Genomic DNA, 20617 nt, shown 5'->3' on the forward strand with positions numbered 1-20617 from the left:
AATAAAACTCAACGGGTGCCACTCTATTTTTATTTCATGAATGGGATTTACGCATAAAATGCGCAATAAAAATGACAAGAAATGGAAATCACTCAATCACTTGAATAGAGGGGATATTTTATTTCTCAGCGTTACAAACTGAATTACTAAATCTTAACGGGTTTTTAATTCGATGAATTCATTAATAATTATAGAAAATAAATGCCCGACCAATCATTCACTAAATGAATAATAAAAAAGCGCGCATTCAGCGGAACACACGCCTTTTAAATGCTGTCTTTGATCAGCTGAAAGGTGTCTCATTCAGCCGGCTGGTATCGGCGGCCAGCATGTTCTGCACCAGTTCCACACATTCGAGAAAACGCTGATCGTAATCTGAAGATTCAACGTGAACATAATCCACTTTGTTTTCTTTCAGCATCTCGATGAGTAAATTCTGGAAAGACATCCGGTCAGTGTTACTGCCCAGACTGCGCAGGCCGTCGGCCACCCACGGCGTGTTGTTTTCCAGTAAAATCACCAGATCAAACCGGTATTCGTCCATCAGCGCCTGCACGAACGGATGCTCACGCCCCTCATATTTTTTACAAAAAGCCTGAGTAGTCAGGAAATCCGTATCAATAAAGGCCACTTTATTGGCATATTTCACTGCAAAATCAATGTACTGCGCCTGACCGAGCGCGATTTTATCGTAATCCGAATATTGCAGCGCCATTTCGTCACCGCCCAGATGCGAGAACACATAATCGCGGCCATATTCCCAGGCGCTGGTGGTGTTGAAAATGTTAGCCAGTTTATTCACCAGCGTGGATTTTCCGCTGGATTCTCCACCGAGCACCGCCACGGTCCGCACGAAGAACGGCTTCACTTCGGTCGGAATATAATCCCAGTAACGGAATGGATCCTGACGGATCTGACGGCCGCTGATATTCATAAACGAACGTTTCGGGTCGATCAGCACGGTTTCAATACCAAGATGTTCACGGTATTGCGGCGCATCAGCTTCTTCGCTGGAATAAATGGTATTCGGTTCAATGCCTTTCTGGCCCATGAACTCTTTAATACCCCGCCCCCAGACGTCCCAGCCATGCGGATAGGGTTCCATCCCTTCTTCGTTAAAGGCATGAATACGAATGTTTTTCTGATATTTAAACGTCTGCAATAACCAGCGCAGGCGGTCGCTGACCGTTGGCTGCTGAGACATTGAACTGTTTTCAAACAGCTCGCGATCGCGCGGCTCGTCATAGCCCATAATGATATGCAGTTCATCCACCTGGCTACAGGCGCGCTGGATCAGATAGATATGGCCGGTGTGCAGCGGATAAAACTTGCCGAACACCACGCCGATATTCTTTTCACGACGGGGAAACTCAAGATCAAGGAAGCGGTGCAAAGCCTCCAGCTTCTGAGCGCTGGGACTTTTTATCTTGGCATTCAACAACTGACTGAGATAACCCTTAGTCATTCCGCTGGCCTCGGCCACCTGTTGCAGCGTGCGTCCCTGTTGTTTAATCGCGGTTTTTAGATAGTCGAACTGTGACATGCCTTGTCCTCAGGTTTTCTGTACTAAACAAAAAATAGCACAAAGGCACTTATCAGTAACAGCGGATAACCGTTACAAATCGTCGAGGATGGCCAGTGCATCGGCCAGTTTTTTGACGCCAAACACCTGCATACCTGCCGGAACTTTCTTCGGCACGTTGGCATGGGGCACAATCGCACGCTTAAAGCCGTGCTTCGCCGCTTCGGTAATACGTTCCTGACCGCTCGGTACAGGGCGAATTTCTCCCGCAAGACCGACTTCGCCGAAGACCACCAGATCCTGTGGCAACGGACGATCGCGCAGGCTGGAGACCAGCGAAAGCAACAGCGCTAAGTCAGCACTGGTTTCAGTGACTTTCACACCGCCGACCACGTTGACGAACACATCCTGGTCCGCCATCTGTAATCCGCCGTGACGATGCAAAACAGCCAGCAAAATGGCCAGACGGTTCTGTTCCAGACCCACTGCCACGCGACGCGGATTGCCCATCATCGACTGATCGACCAGCGCCTGAACCTCAACCAGCAACGGACGCGTTCCTTCCCACAGCACCATTACGGAGCTGCCGGAAGTAATTTCATCACCGCGGCTGAGGAAAATCGCTGAAGGGTTGCTGACTTCACGAAGCCCCTGCTCTGTCATGGCAAACACGCCCAGCTCATTGACCGCACCAAAACGGTTTTTGTGGCTGCGCAGCGTACGGAAACGCGAATCGGCGTCACCATCGAGCAATACCGAACAGTCGATACAGTGCTCAAGCACTTTCGGGCCAGCCAGCGAACCGTCTTTGGTCACATGGCCCACCATCACAATTGCCACGCCACGCGTTTTGGCGAAACGGGTCAGATACGCCGCCGTTTCACGCACCTGCGCAACCGTGCCCGGCGAAGACTGGATATCCGCCATATGCATCACCTGAATGGAGTCGATCACCATCAGTTTTGGCTGCTCAACATCAGCAATTTCACAAATCTGCTCGATGCTGGTTTCCGACAACATATTCATGTTAGCCGTCGGTAACCCCAGACGGTGGGCACGCATCGCCACCTGCTGCAAAGATTCTTCGCCGGTGACGTACAGAGTTTTCATGTTTTCGCTGAGGTGACACAAGATTTGCAGCAGCAATGTACTTTTACCGGCGCCGGGATTACCGCCGATCAGAATGGCGCTGCCGGGCACCACACCGCCGCCCAACACGCGGTCGAACTCTTTGAAACCGGTGCTGAAACGCGGAAGTTCATCGAGGCTGATATCCGAGAGTTTCTGCACGCGACTGACGCCTGCATCCCCGGCATATCCGGTCAGACGCTCGTTACGCGCCACAGTCGGGGAAGCCGCCAAACGGATTTCAGTAATGCTGTTCCAGGCCTGACAGGCACTACACTGCCCTTGCCAGCGCGGATAATCTGCGCCACATTCATTACACACAAATGCACGTTTTGCTGCTTTTGCCACAACTTACCTCTTTGTATTTATTAGGATTGACTGCCACTGAGAATACAGAGTACACCCAAAAGATCCGCATGCCGGATACAGACTGAAGCCTGCTCATACACTTTCGGCTTGGCGTGATACGCAATGCCCAGACCGGCCACTGCCATCATTTTCAGATCATTCGCGCCGTCACCAATCGCAATGGTTTGTTCCTGAGAAATCCCCAGTTTTTCCGCCAGCTTCAGTAAGGTGTCCGCTTTATATTGCGCGTCGACGATCGGGCCGATCACACGTCCGGTCAGTTTGCCATCGCGGATTTCCAGCTCGTTTGCAGCGACATCAGTCAGATTCAGCTTATCGCGCAGGTATTCTGCGTAATAGGTAAAGCCGCCGGAAGCAATTGCTACGTGCCACCCTGCTTCCTGTAACCGCTGCACCATCACGGTCAGCCCCGGCATCAGTGGCAGGGTCTCGCGCACCTGCTCAAGAATGCCCGCGTCGGCATCCTTCAGGGTCGCAACGCGCTGACGCAGACTGGCGGAGAAATCCAGTTCACCACGCATTGCACGCTCGGTAACCTCCGCCACCTGTTCACCGACGCCCGCCAGTTTGGCAATTTCGTCGATGCATTCAATCTCAATCGCGGTAGAATCCATGTCCATCACCAGCAGACCAGGCGTGCGCAGATAAGGTACTTTGCCGAGCTGAGTGACATCAAATTCAAAAGTTTCAGCCAGCTGTTGCGCGTCGGCGGTGAGCGAACCAGCAAGACGCACGACCTGATAACCTTCTACGGCCCAGGCGCTGACAATCACCAGAGCACGACCTAACCGGCGCTGAAACTGCGTAATGCTCGTTTTATCGAGTTTTCTACCGTAGAGCAGCCATCCGGTATGTCCGGCCCGGTAATCCAGCGGCATGACCTCGTCACCGCTCAATGAAAGGGGAAGTCCCGGCCATTGGTGGATCTCCGCAGGAAGATCGCAATAGGTCAGACTGTTTGGCATGATGGCTCCGGTAGATTGTTTGGTTAAAACGATTGTTAATAAAACGGCTGAAAAGCAGAGGCAACGTCGATAAAAACAGGCATCAAGCTACCTTATCGTCACAGCATCTGGCAACATAAAGTCTTCGAAAAACGCAAGGAATCAGAATGGCCAAGGCCAAACTAAAATTTCGCCTGCACCGCGCAGCTATCGTATTGATAAGTCTGGCGTTATTAGTCATTCTGATGCAAGGCGCATCCTATTTCAGTCTGGGACATCAACTGGCACGCTCGACGCAGGTGGAACAGCTTGCCCAGACGCTCGCCAAACAGGTGGCGTTTTCGCTCGCGCCGCTGATGGACAGCAATAATGATGGCGCCGATATCGCACAAATTTCCACTATTTTGAGTCAGCTTACCGACGAGAGCCGCATTCTGGATGCCAGTGTTTATGAGTCGGATGGCTCTCTGGTCGCCCATGCTGGCGAACAGGTGCCGGTGCGCGACAGATTGTCGCTCGATGGTAAGCGCGCAGGCAGCTACTTCAATCATCAGATTGTGGTGCCTATCGAAGATAAAAACGGTCCGAGCGGATTTTTACGGATCACACTGGACACACACGTACTGGCGACAGAATCCAAACAGGTGGATAACACCACCAACCTGTTGCGCCTGATGATGCTCGCCGCGTTAGGTGTGGGCATTATTCTGTCGCGGACATTGTTGCAGGGGCGCCGTTCGCGCTGGCAGCAATCGCCGTTCCTGCTGACCGCCAGCAAACCGCTGAAAGAAGATGATGAACAGGAAGAAGATCCGGACGAGTTCGGCCCGCCGCCGGTGCTGAATATTCCTGAGCCGGAATCCGAGGTCACCCCCGCCAAACCCGCGACCGAAGCTCAAACTAAAGAAGCCGCACAAGCGGCTTACCGCAGTCTGAAACGCAGCCGGCCTAAGTGATTCAGGCCAGCCGCTGAATCGGCGATGTTAATTCTTCCACCTGCGCCAGCATTCCGCTGGCCAGTTGGCGGAATTCAGCACTGATGGCAGCATCGCTTTCCACCTTCTCCCAGAACGCCAGCGCCCACGCCTGCGCATTCAACCACTTTTCTTTAGAGACTAAAGGATCAAGCTTTAAGGGCGAGATTTCGCGGCGCATGGCACCGGCATTGGTTGGTGCAAAAGCCATTGGCAGCATGTCATAGACAGGCGATATCGAAAGAGCCTGTTTTAAGGGGTCTATGGCGGGATCAATAAACGAAAGATTTCCCTGATGCATATCACTGTTGGCGATCAGCTTTCCGAAAGCATAAATCTGCTCAATTCTGTCCAGCGTCGTTGCGGTAATCAGCTTGTTCCGTCGCAACTGCTGTGCCGTTAAAAACCAGTTTCCGTTTCCCCCACCAAACTCAGCCGAGACGGCCTCCAGTGATACCAGCCTGCGACGACCGCGCGCACCCGTACGGTCGAATCGCTCGACCTCCAGGAAAACCTCTCCCTTTCCGCCAGTAAAAATTTCGGCGGCTGCTGCCGCAATGCCTGCCTCCTGCAAAACGCTGAGCGCATGGGCTTCAGAGCGCAGTAAATCTCCCCAGCGCCTGGTATTTTCATTGACCGCAGGCGAGGAGAATTTCACTAAAACCTGAGACGACTGACGATCTGCATGTTCTGCGTAGCAACTGAATTTCGGCTGCTCACCGCCTGCCGATGAACCGGTCTCTTCCCCGGCCAGACTTCTCTGCGCCAGCCGTTCATAGATCTGAATTTTATCTTCACGGGGAACGGGAATATCTTCAGGTTTATGGAACCAACGCTGATAGGCCATTTCTCCAATAACAAAATTCCCGACCGTCTCATCGCCCGCTCTTGCTAACGCGACCAGAGTCTGGGATTCAGTCCACTTTTTGATGTCATCAGGAAAATGCAGTGCGGCATTAATATCACGTCCCCACGTACGGCCTAAAAAACCCTGAGGCCGCATATCTGTAATAAACCACGGCAGGCCGTCATAAATTAACGACTGGCCGCTGGCAGTTTCTACGGCACAACTCTCACCCGGCCAGATGGAATACAGCGTTCCGGCTTTTACGGCGTTACCGGCCTCGTTAATCTGATACAGCGGAAAGCTCCACTGGTTATCCAGAGGACGCGGCAAAATATAACGGGTCGAGCGGCTTTGCCCGATTTTGATGATTTCAGGGATTTTAACCAGCCGCCTGGAGAGCGTTGACTGGGTGATGTGCAAACGTTCCGTGATCTCTTTCGCCGTCAGGCTGCCCTGACGCAGTAAATCTACAAGTTCAGACATGACAGGCTCATTGATGAATAGAAAAATGCATAGCTAATAGCATAGATAAAAAATTAAAATAAATCGATATATCCTGAAGATATAAATAATTCACTATAAAAATCACTGCCAAATGCATAGCAAAACGGGCACCATTCGGCGCCCGTTTCAGTGTCTGCAATATATGCAGAATTTATTCTTTGTCGCCCAGCAGAACGGATTCCAGCGCGATTTCGATCATGTCGTTGAAGGTCGTCTGACGTTCAGCAGCAGTGGTTTGTTCGTGCGTACGGATATGGTCGGAAACGGTACAAATAGTCAGCGCTTTTGCACCGAATTCTGCTGCCACGCCGTAGATACCGGCAGCTTCCATTTCCACACCCAGAATGCCGTATTTTTCCATCACGTCGAACATTTGCGGGTCTGGCGTGTAGAACAGGTCAGCAGAGAAGATGTTACCCACGCGGGCGTTGATGCCTTTGGCTTTCGCTGCATCAGCGGCGTTACGCACCATGTCGTAATCGGCAATAGCGGCGTAATCGTGGTCTTTGAAACGCATGCGGTTCACTTTGGAATCGGTGCAGGCACCCATGCCGATCACGATATCACGCAGTTTGATGTCTGCACGCACAGCGCCGCAAGAACCCACGCGGATGATTTTTTTCACGCCGAATTCAGTGATCAGCTCTTTAGCATAAATTGAGCAGGAAGGGATGCCCATGCCGTGACCCATGACGGAAATTTTGCGGCCTTTGTAAGTGCCGGTGAAACCCAACATGCCACGCACGTCGTTCACCTGCTTAACGTCCTGAAGGAAAGTTTCCGCGATGTGCTTGGCGCGCAGCGGATCGCCCGGCATCAGCACTACGTCAGCGAAGTCGCCCATTTCAGCATTAATGTGTGGAGTTGCCATCTTCTTATTCCTTATTCAGCGAGGTGTCATATTCATCATAAAAAACGCGGCCAGTATAAGTGACTGGCCGCGTATGCAGAGCGTTAAATCATTGATTTACCGTAGTCCATCGGCGACAGATCGAAGTATTTGGCGACGGTCTGTCCGATGTCCGCGAAAGTCTCACGGTGGCCTAATGAGCCAGGTTTCACTTTCGGGCCATAGATTAATACCGGGATATGCTCACGGGTATGATCGGTGCCGCGCCATGTCGGGTCACAACCATGGTCAGCGGTGAAGATAATGATGTCGTCTTCTTTCACCAGCTCCAGCAGTTCCGGCAGACGGCGGTCGAACAACTCCAGTGCCGCAGCGTAGCCCGGCACATCACGGCGGTGGCCGTAAGAGGAGTCGAAATCAACAAAGTTGGTGAAGACGATTGTCTTATCACCCGCTTCTTTCATTTCTTTGATGGTCGCATCAAACAACGCATCCAGACCGGTGGCTTTCACTTTCTTAGTGATGCCAACCTGCGCGTAAATATCGGCGATTTTGCCGACAGACACCACATGGCCATCTTTCTCATCAACCAGTTTTTTCAGGATGGTCGGTGCCGGTGGTTCAACCGCTAAGTCGTGACGGTTACCGGTACGCTCGAAGTTACCAGCTTTGTCGCCGATGAACGGACGGGCAATCACGCGGCCAATGTTGTAGCCGCCTTCGGTCAGTTCTTCACGGGCGATTTCGCACAGTTCGTACAGGCGATCGAGGCCGAAGGTTTCTTCGTGACAGGCAATCTGGAAAACGGAATCCGCAGAGGTGTAGAAAATCGGTTTGCCGGTTTTCATGTGCTCTTCGCCCAAATCGTCCAGCACCACGGTACCGGAAGAGTGGCAGTTGCCCAGATAGCCCGGTAGATTGGCGCGTTCAACCAGTTTGTCCAGCAACTCCTGCGGGAAGCTGTTAGTGGTATCGCTGAAATAACCCCACTCGAACAATACCGGTACACCGGCAATTTCCCAGTGACCAGACGGGGTGTCTTTACCGGAAGAAAGTTCGCTGGCGTAAGCATACGCACCGGTAATTTCAGAATGACCGTCCATGCCGTCGGGAATTTTACCGGTGGATTCTTCAGCGGCTTTCGCCAGCCCCAGACGGGTCAGGTTTGGCAGATTCAGCGGACCTTTACGGCCTTTGTCTGCATCACCACGCGCACAGGCAGCCGCGATATGGCCCAATGTGTCAGAACCGGCATCGCCAAAGCGCTCGGCATCTTCACTGGCACCGATACCGAATGAGTCTAACACCATGATAAATGTACGTTTCATTTTGCTCTCCTGCGAATGGTTACGCATTGGGTCACGCGGAACTGCCGCGCACCTGATCACTCTTAAATGGGGGCGATTTAGCCTGAAATCAAGCTTTGCCGCTGATCCGGCGATATACAACCGGCGTGCTTTCCGGCGCTTTGTCACTCAGGACAATGGCCGCCCGCACTTCCTGCGCTGCCTGTTGCCAGGCCGCTTCACTGTTCGCGTGGATCATCGCCAGTGGCTGACGGGTATCCACCTGCTGGCCGAGTTGCGCCATGTGAGTCAGACCGACGCTGTAATCGATAGCATCGCTGGCACGGCGACGACCGCCACCCAGTGAGACCACCGCCATGCCGAGCGCGCGGGTGTCCATCGCGCTGACAATGCCGTTCGTTTCGGCGTAAACCGGTTTGCTCAGCGTGGCCTGTTGCAGGTAATTATCGTAATTTTCGATGAAATCGGTCGGGCCTTTTTGCGCGGCAATCATGCGACCAAAGACTTCGGCGGCTTTGCCGTTATCCAGCACTGCCTGCAATTTGCTGCGGGCTTCGGCATCATCTTTTGCCAGTCCGCCGGACAGCAGCATTTCAACGCACAGCGCCATCGTGACTTCCAGCAGGCGCGGATTGCGGTATTCACCGGTCAGGAAGCGCACGGCTTCGCGGACTTCAACGGCATTACCGGCACTTGATGCCAGCACCTGATTCATGTCGGTCAGCAGCGCGGTAGTTTTACAACCCGCGCCATTCGCCACATCGACAATCGCCTGCGCCAGATCTTCTGACAGCTGGTAAGTTGGCATAAACGCGCCGGAACCGACTTTAACGTCCATCACCAGTGCATCCAGACCTTCGGCCAGTTTTTTGGCGAGGATCGAGGCGGTGATTAGCGGAATAGAATCGACGGTGGCGGTGATATCGCGGGTGGCATAGAAGCGTTTATCCGCCGGTGCCAGCGAACTGGTCTGGCCGATAATCGCCACGCCGACATCCTGGATGATGCTGCGAAAACGGCCGTCATCTGGGAAAATATCAAAGCCCGGGATTGCTTCGAGTTTATCGAGTGTACCGCCGGTATGACCGAGGCCACGGCCTGAAATCATCGGGACATAACCGCCGCACGCCGCCACCATCGGGCCAAGCATCAGGGAAGTCACGTCACCCACGCCGCCGGTCGAATGTTTATCAACAATCGGGCCGTTCAGGTTGAGGCTTTTCCAGTCGAGCACGGTCCCTGAATCACGCATCGCCATGGTCAGCGAAACACGTTCTTTCATGGTCATATCATTGAAATAGATAGTCATTGCCAGTGCGGCAATTTGTCCTTCCGAAACCTGGCTGTCACGAATACCGTTAATAAAGAAACGAATTTCTTCGTCGCTTAAAGGCTGACCGTCACGTTTTTTACGAATAATTTCTTGTGCGAGAAACAAGGTATCCCCCTGCCTGAGCTGAACGCTAAATGTGAACGCCAATACCGGACGCTGTAAAAGCGCCACGGCATCGGCATAACAACAGTGATTAGTAGCTGCTGGTGGCTTTCTGGCCAGCGTGACCCAATGTGGTCAGCAGGCTTGCCAGCAGGCTGGATGCGCCGAAACGGAAGTGACGTGCGTCAGCCCATTCGCGGCCCAGCAGGCGGTCAGCCAGTGCCAGATATTGCGCGGCATCTTCAGCGGTTTTCACGCCACCGGCCGGTTTGAAACCGACGGTTTTGCCCACGCCCATTTCAGCAATCACGCTCATCATCAGCTCGGCGCTATGCAATGTGGCGTTTTCAGGCACTTTACCGGTAGAGGTTTTGATGAAGTCGGCGCCCGCTTTGATGGCGATTTCGGAGGCTTTGCGGATCAGCGCATCTTGCTTGAGTTCACCGGTTTCGATGATCACTTTCAGCAGAACGTTGGCGGCCGCACAGGCTTCTTTGCACTGTTTAACCATCTCAAAACCGACTTGCTCGTTACCGGCCATCAGCGCGCGGTATGGGAATACCACGTCAACTTCATCGGCACCGTAAGCAATTGCTGCACGGGTCTCTGCCAGTGCAATCTCAAGATCGTCATTGCCGTGCGGGAAGTTAGTCACCGTTGCAATGCGGATATCAGGCGTGCCTTGCTCGCGCAGAGTTTTGCGGGCAACAGGAATAAAACGAGGATAAATACAGACAGCAGCGGTGTTACCTGCCGGGCTTTTCGCCTGGTGACAAAGCGCGATCACTTTTGCATCGGTGTCGTCTTCGTTCAGGGTAGTTAAATCCATCAGGTTCAGCGCACGTTGCGCTGCGGCGGTTAAATCGGTCATATAACTCTCCAACAATTTTCAATTCCAGCGACCGGCCAGAACTGAGCATACAGTCATGAATTCGTTCCGGCGGATATCGACGGGAAATGAATTCTGCACGGTTGGCGAGCGGACTTGGTTCCTTGAAGATAGCGTGCGTAAGCGGCGTGTCTTGGCTTACGCGGCAACTGAGATCCTTCTCACCGCGCTTTGATTGGCTGACGCCAATTCGTTGTGACTATTTGAACACGTCACATCAGGTTCCTGTGTGCAGTATTTCACACAAAATGAAAACCGTTTGCAACGTTGCTTAGTAAAATGAGATCTGAATCACATTTCACTGGCGTTATGCTCAGTATTTGGTCCAGATAAGAGTGTATACCCGATTCATGACAAACGGAGTGCGCACGGATATACAGCGATCACCGACCGGCGATCTTGCGGGTAATGTTATAATAATAACATTTTAAAGAGAACATAAATTACACTTACTGAAAAAACCCTTTACAGAAAGAGCATGAAGGTAAATTTGAATGTTACTTAAATCACAAATAAATAAGAAAGGGAGATCACAGAGCAGATAAGTTGAAGATACGGCGGGTATTTTCAAGCAATGCCACCGCAATCTGTCCGGGGGTTTCGCTGCGCAGACTGCACAATATGTCGAACACGTCAGCGGCGCGCTCCGGACGATTGGGCTGCCCCTGAAAACCCTGCAGCGGCATATCCGGCGCATCGGTTTCCAGCAGCAAAGAAGAAAGAGGTAATTGCGCCATCACCTGACGGGTTTTCTGCGCACGTTCATAGCTGATGGTGCCGCCCACGCCTATCGCAAAACCCAGTTTAATGAACGCCTGGGCCTGTGAAAGACTACCGGCAAAACCATGTACCACACCGGTTGCAGGTAATTTTGCCTGACGTAACATCGCCGCCAGCTGATCGTGACTGCGCCGGGAATGCAAAATGACCGGCAAAGTTTCACGCTTCGCCAGCGCGAACTGCGCTTTCAGCAGCCGCTGTTGCTGCTCAAATTGCGGCACTTCCATGTATAAATCCAGCCCGATTTCTCCGACCGCCACCAGATGTGGATCCCGGTGGCTGAGCAATGAATCGAGCAATTCCAGGCAGCTGTCTTTGTGCTCGCGAATATAAAGGGGATGTAATCCCAGCGCGGCGTGCAGCTGCGGGAATTTTTTTGCCAGCGAAAGAACCCCGGAAAAACGGTCTGACGTGACCGACGGAACGATAATCTGCCGGACACCCGCTTCCTGGGCGAGACGCAGGCTTTCAGCTTCCACACCGGTAAACGGCGGGAAATCGAAATGACAGTGCGTATCGACGAAGGTATGACTCACAACTTGTCGCCCTCGCTGGCGGGATAGTTTTCTGACGCACCGCTTTCTACCGGTGGCATATCAGACGCCGCGCGTTTCGGCTGCGTGTCATGCACCACGCTGCCTTTAAACGCCGCCGGACGCACTATGCCACCGTCTGCAACCATGTCCGTCAGCACGGCGGGATCGAGAATGATTTGCTCAACCGTACTGGCTGAGGCGGCCAGCGGGGTCACATTTTCCGGCTCGTCCTGCGGTACGACAATCCGCTGAGGACGGCGGGTCACACGCGGTTCAATCTGCGGATAAGGTCGTTCATTTTCACGCGGCAGCAACCAGTGCGCCGCAGCGGACAGGAAATAGCGTCCGCAGCGGCGGCCAAGATGGTAATCCTGATTTAAAGCCGGCAGACGGCTGCCCAGCGCGTGGCTGGCTAAAGGTTTCGGCGGGAAAATCTCAAAAATACGCACATCGTCCGGCGGATTCTCAATGAACTGCTGGATGCGGTGATAGCTTTCTTCATGATGCTGCATCATGCGCACCAGCTGTTGCAGGCTGCTTTCGCTCAGCCATTGCTCCATGCGTTTCATCCACTGCGGCGTATAGAACATTGCCGAGGGAACGGTGCGGATCACCACAATCGTATCTGCGCCACGGCGATAGGCTTCCTCAACCGGGATCGCATCGCTGATGCCGCCGTCCTGATAACTTACGCCATCAAGGTCGACGCCCATGCGGTAAAAGCCGGGAATGGCGCTGGAGGCCTTGATCAGCGGCAGCCAGTTTTCACGCGTCGGGGCGAAGTAACTGGCCGTGTAATCATCGCTGCGACAGGCACACATCAAAAATTCGCGACCGTCGATCAAAAGCTTTTCAGCAGTTTCCATCGACAGCGGCATATTTTTTGCGGTTTCATTGACCAGCCAGTCGAGATCGATAAGATGTCCGCCGCGCACAAAACGCAGAGGATTGAAAAAGTCAGGACTGGTGGTGTAGCGGGTGATGACTCTTCTGGCGTAACCGGGTTGTCCACAGACAAAAGCAGAGAGATTTTGTGCGCCGGCAGACGTGCCCAGGTATAAATCGAAGGGATTGAAGCGTGCGCGCTGAAACTCATCCAGCACACCGGCTGTAAAAATGCCCCGCTGTCCGCCGCCTTCGCACACCAGTGCTATTTTGCCGGGTGTATACGGTTTATACGCCAGTGGCTCTATGTTCCCCAGCGTGACAGGTATTCTGTATCCCAACGGGCTATCCTCACAAAATCGGCATCACACATTTGGCCTCACTCAGCGGCCTTCATTTCTGAGCATACCTCGTCTGACTGATTTACGTGAAATTCTTGCCAAATTTCGGCGATAAAATCGTTACGTCCTGTAAACGGCCAGATTGTGCCCATAAAAGAATCGCCCCCTTCAATGAAGGGGGCGATGTCATTAATTAACGCTTTTTGGCATCAAATCATTGATGCGGTCAGAGTCGTTTACGACCGGTAAACAGGCTGACCAGGAACAGAATGATACCGACTACGAAGACGATTTTTGCAGCCCAGGCAGCTGTACCCGCCAAACCACCGAAACCGAGAGCCGCCGCGATTAACGCGATGATTAGAAAAATAATGCCCCAACGAAACATAAGCTTCTCCTTTACCCTATTTTCACTTTGCCAGTTTAAAAGGTGGTGCCCCGCTTCGGGCCAAACTCACTGTGTAAAATTTGCCTTTCTGACGCTTTATCTGCCGGCCAAATGCCGGGAACAAAAAACAACTTACTTAATAAAGGTAGTCGAAAAATTAAAGTGTTAGAGCTTCAGCCACGATATTTTTCCGAAATCAGGCAAATCTTATCCATCCCGAATTTTGAGCGGGCAACACAAATATAGTTATGCGTTATTCAAAAAATGTGGCGCCCGCCCGCGGGAGGGCACCCTTTACTACAGGTCGGACAGATAATCGTTACGGTGCGACTTTCAGGTCGTTTTTGACGCTTTTCACGCCATCAACGGTTTTCGCAACGCTTTCAGCACGGTCAGACTGTGCCTGATCTTTCACTGCACCGGAGAGCTGTACCACACCGTCGGTAGTTTCCACTTTCACGTTACGTGAAGGGACGATGTCATCGGCCAGCAGTTTGGCTTTTACAGAGGCAGTGGTCGCACTGTCACCTGCATAACCTGTCACGCTCTGATCTTTGCTGTCTTTGGTGTGCAGTTTGTCACTGACAGATTTCACACCTTCAACTTTGGTCGCTGCGGCAACCGCCTGCTCAGCTTCTGCCTGTGAGGCTACGAAGCCGCTCAGCGTCACCACGCCTGCATTGGTGGTCACGGAAATGTCGCTGCTTTTGATGGCTTTATCATCCACCAGTGCACTTTTAACTTTCGCTGTGATGGCGCTATCGCCCATGTAGTTATCAACTTTCTTCATGGAGCTATCGATTTTGGCACCTGCGCTATCTGTAGTCGTTGTTGCAGCCAGAGCGCTGCCGCTCATCAGTGCGGTACCCAGTACGACGGCCATCATGGAATAGGCAAATTTAGAATTTTTCATCGATTTCTTCCTTTCGGTTTATAAGCCTTGATTGCGGCTCTGCACGTCACATTCTTGGTGACGCCTTCTAACAAATTGTATTGCTGCTGTTTTTACTTTCCTTGTAGCAGAGTACATCGTTTTATTCTGGCATTTAACTACCTGACGATATAACTCACTATTGAGTGACTTTAAAGTAGTGCTTTAAGCCACCGTTTCCTGAACACACATTTAATATAGTCAAGAATGATCAGATGTGTAGGAAGATCGTCGATTAAGGCCTCTAATGCAGACAAGTCTTAGGATTCAGGAGATTTTGTGCCCATTTTTCAGGCAAAAAGACGATTAAACGAGCAGAGGGAAATGAGAGGTAAATCACTTTTCGCGGAGAAATGGCGAAAAAAAAGACGGCAAACTTGCCGTCTTTCTGTTTCAAAACCGGTTGATACGAAAATTAATGTTCGCGGGTTTTGCGGAATTTCACTTCAGGATAACGCTCTGAAGCCAGATTCAGGTTCACCATGGTCGGGGCGATGTAGGCCAGATTATCGCCGCCATCGAGCGCCAGGTTGGTTTCGTTCTTACGCTTAAATTCTTCGAATTTCTTCATGTCGCTGCATTCCACCCAACGGGCGGTGGAGACATTCACAGATTCGTAAATCGCTTCGACGTTGTATTCGCTTTTAAGACGCGCCACGACCACTTCAAACTGCAGCACACCCACAGCACCGACGATCAAATCGTTGTTAGAGATTGGACGGAAGACCTGTACCGCGCCCTCTTCTGAAAGCTGGACCAGACCTTTCAGCAGCTGTTTCTGTTTCAGCGGGTCACGCAGACGGATACGACGGAACAGTTCAGGGGCAAAGTTAGGTATACCGGTGAACTTCATGTTCTCACCCTGAGTAAAGGTGTCGCCAATCTGAATCGTACCGTGGTTATGCAGGCCGATGATGTCGCCCGGATAGGCTTCTTCAACGTGGGAACGGTCACCCGCCATAAAGGTCAGCGCGTCAGAAATCACCACATCTTTACCGGTACGCACCTGGCGCAGTTTCATGCCTTTTTCATACTTACCGGACACCACGCGCATGAACGCCACGCGGTCACGGTGTTTCGGGTCCATGTTGGCCTGAATTTTAAACACGAAACCGGTGAACTTCTCGTCATCGGCTTTCACTTCACGCAGGTCGGTTTTACGTGGCATCGGTGCAGGTGCCCATTCCATCAAACCGTCCAGCATGTGGTCGACACCAAAGTTACCCAGTGCGGTACCGAAGAAGACCGGCGTCAGCTCGCCCTGCAGGAAAGCTTCGTGATCGAATTCGTGTGATGCGCCCTGTACCAGTTCCAGCTCTTCACGCAATTGCGCGGCCAGATCTTCGCCGACAGCAGCATCGAGCTCCGGATTATCCAGACCTTTCACCACGCGAACTTCCTGAATGGTGTGACCTTTACCGGTCTGGTACAGATACACTTCGTCCTTATAGAGGTGGTAAACCCCTTTGAACAATTTACCGCAGCCGATCGGCCAGGTAATCGGAGAACAGGCGATTTTCAGCTCGCGCTCCACTTCGTCCATGACTTCCATCGGATCGCGGATGTCACGGTCGAGTTTGTTCATGAAAGTCAGGATCGGCGTATCCCGCAGACGGGTCACTTCCATCAGCTTACGGGTACGATCCTCGACACCTTTTGCGGCGTCGATCACCATCAGACAGCAGTCAACTGCGGTCAGGGTACGATAAGTATCTTCGGAGAAGTCTTCGTGCCCCGGGGTGTCGAGCAGGTTAACCAGACACTGTTTGTACGGGAACTGCATCACGGACGTGGTGATGGAGATACCACGTTGTTTTTCCATTTCCATCCAGTCGGATTTGGCGTGATGGCTGGAGCCACGGCCTTTTACTGTACCGGCGGTCTGAATGGCCTGTCCGAATAACAGAACTTTTTCAGTAATAGTCGTTTTACCGGCATCGGGGTGAGAGATGATGGCAAATGTGCGGCGCTTGGCCACTTCAAGGGCGTATTCACTTGGAGACATGTTTTTCACGTTTCTGCGGTTGGTCCGCCCTGCATAGGATTTAACATCACGTCAGAAGATGACGTCAGGCAAAGCGGTAATAAAAGTTATAGCCGGCTATTTTCACTGATTTAGACGGGATGGGCAATCAATGGTTTTTTTGCGGCATACGCCAGCAGCGGAAACTCCGAATCGCGATGGATTTTCAGCGCCTGTGTCATCCATGCCCGCAAAGCCCCTTCAGGCAACAGATTAGAGAGAACAGGAGGTAAACGTAAAGTGGAGACCAAAGGACGGTGCAAATAATCAGGGGGCGATTTTTGGGACAACGTAAAGACCGGACGCTCATGCTCCGGCAATGCGGTATAAGTAGGATCGAAAGTCAGAATATTTCGGCTTCCGGAATAATGCGCCAGAACACCAATTCTCTGCTCGTGCAGATATAACGCTAAAGCTTCAACAGATTCGGTTTGCTGAGTCATCGCTAATCTTCCAGATCACGCAAGAGGTCACGCCAGCTGTCTGGCAGGCTTTCATTCAGGGTCAGTCTGAGTGCCGTCCAGTAACGCTTGTACCTCCTGCACCCGCTGACGTGGCACCAGCATCATTTCAAGATCCATGCCTTCCAGAAGCCTCAGTAATGTTGAAAGGCGGGGATCGGCACCCGCTTCAATTTTTTGATATTGCTGTTGAGTCATGCCGGTTTTCATACGCATATCTTGCTGGATCAGCGTTAACTGCTGGCGTCGTTTTTTAATAATGCTGGCAATTCTTTGAGAGTTCTCATCCGCTATCTCCTGAAAATACGCTTACAGCATATTGGTTGTTTTTTAGACTTAAAACAATCAATTGATTGTAAATGGCACTTTATTACAACTCATTAGATGTAATAAAAATAAAATACAGCCAATAAGATGTAAGAAGAGAGAGGCATTACTGTGGGTGAGGAGTTTATGACAACTCTTAGCCGAGCGGCAGCGCCATCATGATGGCATCTTCGCGACCTTGTGCGGCGGGATAATAATTGCGGCGGACAGAGAGTTCGTTGAAACCGAGGCTTTCATAGAGCGCAATGGCTTTGGCGTTTGAGGCGCGGACTTCCAGCCATAGCGTGAAAACATCTTTTTGCTCAAGCTGTTGGATCACTTCTTCGAGCAGCGTACGGCCTAAACCCTGACGCTGGAAAGCCGGATCGATGGCGATATTAAACAGCGTGGCTTCGTCGAGCACGATTTGAGTGATCGCAAAACCGGCCATCACTTCGCCCTGCATAATTTTGAGGTTCAGATAACGCTCACCCTGATTGCTGGCTAACGTCTTTTCAGTCCACGGAAAGGCGTGACTGGCCTGCTCAATCTCAAAAGCGCGGGGAAGATCAGCGGTGGTCAGGATAGAAATGTTGTTCATTTTCACAGATCTGCTGCCAGAGTGCGCGTTTTGCGCTGGCGTCTTGATAGAGTTCGGCCAGAGCCGGACTGGATAACTGCGGACCGGCGAGAGTCAGCGGTTCGCTTAACCCCAGTCGCCAGACATTGCAGCGGGTATCTTCAGGCAGCATGGCAACCTGCTCCGGCGTCAGGCGGTAAACCTGCTGTGAGCTCAGTGCCAGACTGCGTAAAACATCGGTGACCAGCGGATCATCTTCCGCAGGGGGGACATCTGCCACAATCAGCAGTTTAGTGTCAGCAGGCAGGCTGACTGCCACTTCGCCCTGTAAAACTGCGGGCCGGCGCAGCGTCCACTGGGTGATCCCCAGTTGCTGTAACAGTGTGTCTCGTCTGGATGCCATGCCTGATTCCTGCCCGTTAAATACCGAAAAAGCCCGGCTATGCTAGCAAACACATCGAACATGCGCCAATAAACCTCTATAATCCCGCGTTCATTCCTGAGGAGCCTCACCCTGATGTCTGCATTAACTCCGGCCAGCGAAGTCATACTGCGCCATAGCGAAGAATTCGAAGGCCGCCGCGTATTGTTCGCCGGCGACTTACAAGACAATCTGCCTGCTGAAATTGACGCCGAAGAAGTCCGCGTCCACACCAATATGTACCATCACTGGCAGATGCTCAGCAAAAGTCTGGGCGAAAACGTTCAGTTTGGTTTGCTGGCTGACGCTGAGCTTATCGCCCCTTGCGATGTTCTGGTGTATTACTGGCCGAAAAGTAAACTGGAAGCCAAATTCCAGCTGTTCAACTTACTTTCACAATTGCCGGTTGGCATTGATGTGTTTGTCATCGGTGAAAACCGCAGCGGCGTCCGCAGTGCGGAAACCACGCTCGAAGGCCTGTGTGAGCTGAGCAAAATCGACAGCGCGCGTCGCTGTGGTTTGTATCATGCCCGTCTGGAAAAGCAGCCTGAATTTGATGCGGATGGCTGGTGGGATCAGTACATGGTGGAAGAAGTCACCATCAAAACTCTGCCGGGCGTATTCAGCCGTGAAGGTCTGGACAGCGGAAGCCTGCTGCTGATCAATACATTCGAAGAGCCGGTGAAAGGCAAAGTGCTGGACGTAGCTTGTGGCTCGGGCGTGCTGGCTTCTGTGCTGGCCATGTACTCGCCGAAGATGAAAGTCACGCTCAGCGATGTGAGCGCAGCCGCTATCGAAGCCAGCCGCGCCACACTGGCGGCGAACGACCTGCCGGGCGAAGTGATCGCCAGCAACGTTTATTCCGACATTGCCGGTCGTTTTGACATCATAATCTCCAACCCGCCGTTCCACGAAGGTCTGCAAACCAGCCTGACTGCGGCTGAGCAGTTGATCCGTGGCGCTGTAGGCCATCTGAACATTGGCGGCGAACTGCGCATTGTGGCTAACGCCTTCCTGCCGTATGCCGCCCTGCTCGATGACGCTTTCGGCAGCCATGAAGTACTGGCACAAAACGGTCGCTTCAAGGTCTATAAAGCCGTCCGTGGCCGTCCACCGCGCGATTTGAAAAAGAAAAAACGTTAATCAGTCAGACACTGAGGAAACGCATCAGTTCTGCGTTATAGCGGTCACCCGCTGCCACGCGGAAAGGAAACACTGCCTCGATCGCCGCGATTTCGGCTTCACTCAGGGAGACATCAAGCGCGGCGATGTTTTCCTCAAGATAATGACGACGTTTGGTGCCAGGGATCGGCACCATGTTGTCGCCTTGGGATAACACCCAGGCCAGCGCCAGCTGCGACGGTTTCACGCCTTTCTCCTGCGCCACTTCCCCGATTTTCTCCGCCAGTTGCAGATTCTTAGCAAAATTTTCGCCCTGAAAACGCGGGCTGTCACGACGGTAATCATCTGCATCCAGGTCATCCACTGATCGGATTTGCCCGGTCAGGAAGCCGCGCCCCAGCGGGCTGTAAGGCACAAAACCGATCCCCAGACGTTCACACGCCGGCAAAATCTCCGCTTCCACATCCCGCGACCAGAGCGAATATTCCGTCTGCAAGGCCGTGACCGGATGGATTTTATGCGCCCGCTCCAAAATGCTCACCGGCACTTCGCTCAGCCCGACGTAACGGATCTTCCCCTCACGCACCAGATCAGACAATGCGCCCATGGTGTCTTCAACCGGCACAGTGGGATCCGGGCGATGCTGATAATAGAGATCGATAACATCGGTACCCAGACGCTTCAGGCTGCCTTCTACAGATTTACGTACATAATCGGGATGTCCGTTAGTGCCACGCGCCTGCGGATTAGCCGGATCGCGCACAATGCCGAATTTCGTTGCCAGAAAGACCTGATTGCGACGCCCTTTCAGAAAGCGCCCCAGCAACTCTTCATTGGTATGCGGCCCGTAGACATCAGCGGTATCAAACATCGTGACGCCCAGTTCCAGCGCACGATCCAGCGTCGCCAGGGACTCTTTCTCATCAAGGCCGGTGGTGTAGAAATCGCTCATACCCATGCAGCCCAGTCCCAGCGCAGACACCATCGGACCGTTTTTACCCAGCTGACGTTGTTTCATCGGATTTTCCTTTTTTGACTCAGAGAGGGAAGTAACGAAGTGAAGTGTGGTTGTTA

General features: G+C 52.4%; 19 protein-coding genes and 1 pseudogene. 2 read left to right on the forward strand and 18 right to left on the reverse strand.

The features are described from left to right. Positions 1 to 283: 283 nt before the first annotated feature. The 3 genes from nadR to serB form a co-directional block, all read right to left on the reverse strand. Positions 284 to 1543 carry a multifunctional transcriptional regulator/nicotinamide-nucleotide adenylyltransferase/ribosylnicotinamide kinase NadR gene (nadR, locus tag D6C13_RS09555; protein WP_120132545.1) on the reverse strand — a complete coding sequence of 420 codons (1260 nt, stop codon included), beginning with the start codon at positions 1541 to 1543 and terminating at the stop codon, positions 284 to 286. 72 nt (positions 1544 to 1615) lie between these two features. Beyond that, positions 1616 to 2998 carry a DNA repair protein RadA gene (gene radA, locus D6C13_RS09560; protein ID WP_120132546.1) on the reverse strand — a complete coding sequence of 461 codons (1383 nt, stop codon included), beginning with the start codon at positions 2996 to 2998 and terminating at the stop codon, positions 1616 to 1618. 20 nt (positions 2999 to 3018) lie between these two features. Next, positions 3019 to 3984: a phosphoserine phosphatase gene (gene serB / locus D6C13_RS09565; protein ID WP_120132547.1), complete on the reverse strand. Its 966-nt coding sequence runs from the start codon at positions 3982 to 3984 to the stop codon at positions 3019 to 3021. Between the two features lie 146 nt (positions 3985 to 4130). On the opposite strand from serB, the gene D6C13_RS09570 reads away from it, so the two are divergent. Continuing rightward, complete coding sequence (locus tag D6C13_RS09570) at positions 4131 to 4919, forward strand: YtjB family periplasmic protein (protein ID WP_120132548.1); 789 nt, start codon at positions 4131 to 4133, stop codon at positions 4917 to 4919. A 1-nt stretch (position 4920) separates the two neighbouring features. On the opposite strand, the gene yjjJ is transcribed toward D6C13_RS09570, so the two are convergent. From yjjJ to D6C13_RS09640, 14 genes and pseudogenes are all read right to left on the reverse strand, one after another. Then, positions 4921 to 6267 (reverse strand): type II toxin-antitoxin system HipA family toxin YjjJ, encoded by a 1347-nt coding sequence (gene yjjJ / locus D6C13_RS09575; protein ID WP_120132549.1) that lies wholly within the window; start codon positions 6265 to 6267, stop codon positions 4921 to 4923. A 172-nt stretch (positions 6268 to 6439) separates the two neighbouring features. After that, entirely contained in the window at positions 6440 to 7159 is a 720-nt protein-coding gene (gene deoD / locus D6C13_RS09580) for a purine-nucleoside phosphorylase (RefSeq protein ID WP_013577098.1), read from the reverse strand. An 83-nt stretch (positions 7160 to 7242) separates the two neighbouring features. After that, positions 7243 to 8466 (reverse strand): phosphopentomutase, encoded by a 1224-nt coding sequence (gene deoB / locus D6C13_RS09585; RefSeq protein ID WP_120132550.1) that lies wholly within the window; start codon positions 8464 to 8466, stop codon positions 7243 to 7245. An 88-nt stretch (positions 8467 to 8554) separates the two neighbouring features. Further along, on the reverse strand, positions 8555 to 9883 hold the full coding sequence (gene deoA / locus D6C13_RS09590) for a thymidine phosphorylase (protein WP_120132551.1): 1329 nt from the start codon (positions 9881 to 9883) through the stop codon (positions 8555 to 8557). 88 nt (positions 9884 to 9971) lie between these two features. Continuing rightward, positions 9972 to 10751, reverse strand: a complete 780-nt coding sequence (gene deoC, locus D6C13_RS09595) for a deoxyribose-phosphate aldolase (protein WP_120132552.1) — start codon at positions 10749 to 10751, stop codon at positions 9972 to 9974. Positions 10752 to 11299: 548 nt separating this feature from the next. After that, positions 11300 to 12085 carry a TatD family hydrolase gene (locus D6C13_RS09600; protein ID WP_120132553.1) on the reverse strand — a complete coding sequence of 262 codons (786 nt, stop codon included), beginning with the start codon at positions 12083 to 12085 and terminating at the stop codon, positions 11300 to 11302. Then, positions 12082 to 13311 carry a patatin-like phospholipase family protein gene (locus tag D6C13_RS09605; RefSeq protein ID WP_120132554.1) on the reverse strand — a complete coding sequence of 410 codons (1230 nt, stop codon included), beginning with the start codon at positions 13309 to 13311 and terminating at the stop codon, positions 12082 to 12084. Before D6C13_RS09605 ends, D6C13_RS09600 begins: the two co-directional genes overlap by 4 nt. Before the next feature lie 226 nt (positions 13312 to 13537). Next, a complete protein-coding gene (locus tag D6C13_RS09610) occupies positions 13538 to 13699 on the reverse strand; it encodes a DUF1328 domain-containing protein (RefSeq protein WP_013577105.1) in 162 nt (53 codons plus the stop codon). A 319-nt stretch (positions 13700 to 14018) separates the two neighbouring features. Then, positions 14019 to 14612 carry a molecular chaperone OsmY gene (osmY, locus tag D6C13_RS09615; RefSeq protein ID WP_120132555.1) on the reverse strand — a complete coding sequence of 198 codons (594 nt, stop codon included), beginning with the start codon at positions 14610 to 14612 and terminating at the stop codon, positions 14019 to 14021. A gap of 433 nt (positions 14613 to 15045) precedes the next feature. Then, the gene (gene prfC / locus D6C13_RS09620) at positions 15046 to 16635 is read right to left on the reverse strand and encodes a peptide chain release factor 3 (protein WP_120132556.1); all 1590 of its coding nucleotides are present in this window, start codon (positions 16633 to 16635) and stop codon (positions 15046 to 15048) included. Positions 16636 to 16772: 137 nt separating this feature from the next. Next, positions 16773 to 17096: pseudogene (locus tag D6C13_RS09625) on the reverse strand (HipA N-terminal domain-containing protein); the annotation flags it as partial. Positions 17097 to 17147: 51 nt separating this feature from the next. Continuing rightward, on the reverse strand, positions 17148 to 17324 hold the full coding sequence (locus tag D6C13_RS09630; RefSeq protein WP_244212664.1) for a helix-turn-helix domain-containing protein: 177 nt from the start codon (positions 17322 to 17324) through the stop codon (positions 17148 to 17150). 253 nt (positions 17325 to 17577) lie between these two features. Next, a complete protein-coding gene (rimI, locus tag D6C13_RS09635; protein ID WP_120132558.1) occupies positions 17578 to 18021 on the reverse strand; it encodes a ribosomal protein S18-alanine N-acetyltransferase in 444 nt (147 codons plus the stop codon). Next, positions 17990 to 18403 carry a DNA polymerase III subunit psi gene (locus tag D6C13_RS09640; protein WP_120132559.1) on the reverse strand — a complete coding sequence of 138 codons (414 nt, stop codon included), beginning with the start codon at positions 18401 to 18403 and terminating at the stop codon, positions 17990 to 17992. The genes rimI and D6C13_RS09640 overlap by 32 nt, the downstream gene beginning before the upstream one ends. Positions 18404 to 18517: 114 nt before the next feature. Between D6C13_RS09640 and rsmC the strand changes: the two genes are divergently transcribed. Next, positions 18518 to 19564, forward strand: coding sequence for a 16S rRNA (guanine(1207)-N(2))-methyltransferase RsmC (rsmC, locus tag D6C13_RS09645; RefSeq protein ID WP_120132560.1), 1047 nt, complete (start codon positions 18518 to 18520; stop codon positions 19562 to 19564). Positions 19565 to 19568: 4 nt separating this feature from the next. Here the strand turns inward: rsmC and D6C13_RS09650 are convergent, their stop codons facing one another. Next, positions 19569 to 20561, reverse strand: coding sequence for an aldo/keto reductase (locus tag D6C13_RS09650; protein WP_120132561.1), 993 nt, complete (start codon positions 20559 to 20561; stop codon positions 19569 to 19571). Positions 20562 to 20617: the final 56 nt, after the last annotated feature.

This window comes from Rahnella woolbedingensis, from assembly GCF_003602095.1.
In the GTDB taxonomy this organism is placed as follows: domain Bacteria; phylum Pseudomonadota; class Gammaproteobacteria; order Enterobacterales; family Enterobacteriaceae; genus Rahnella; species Rahnella woolbedingensis.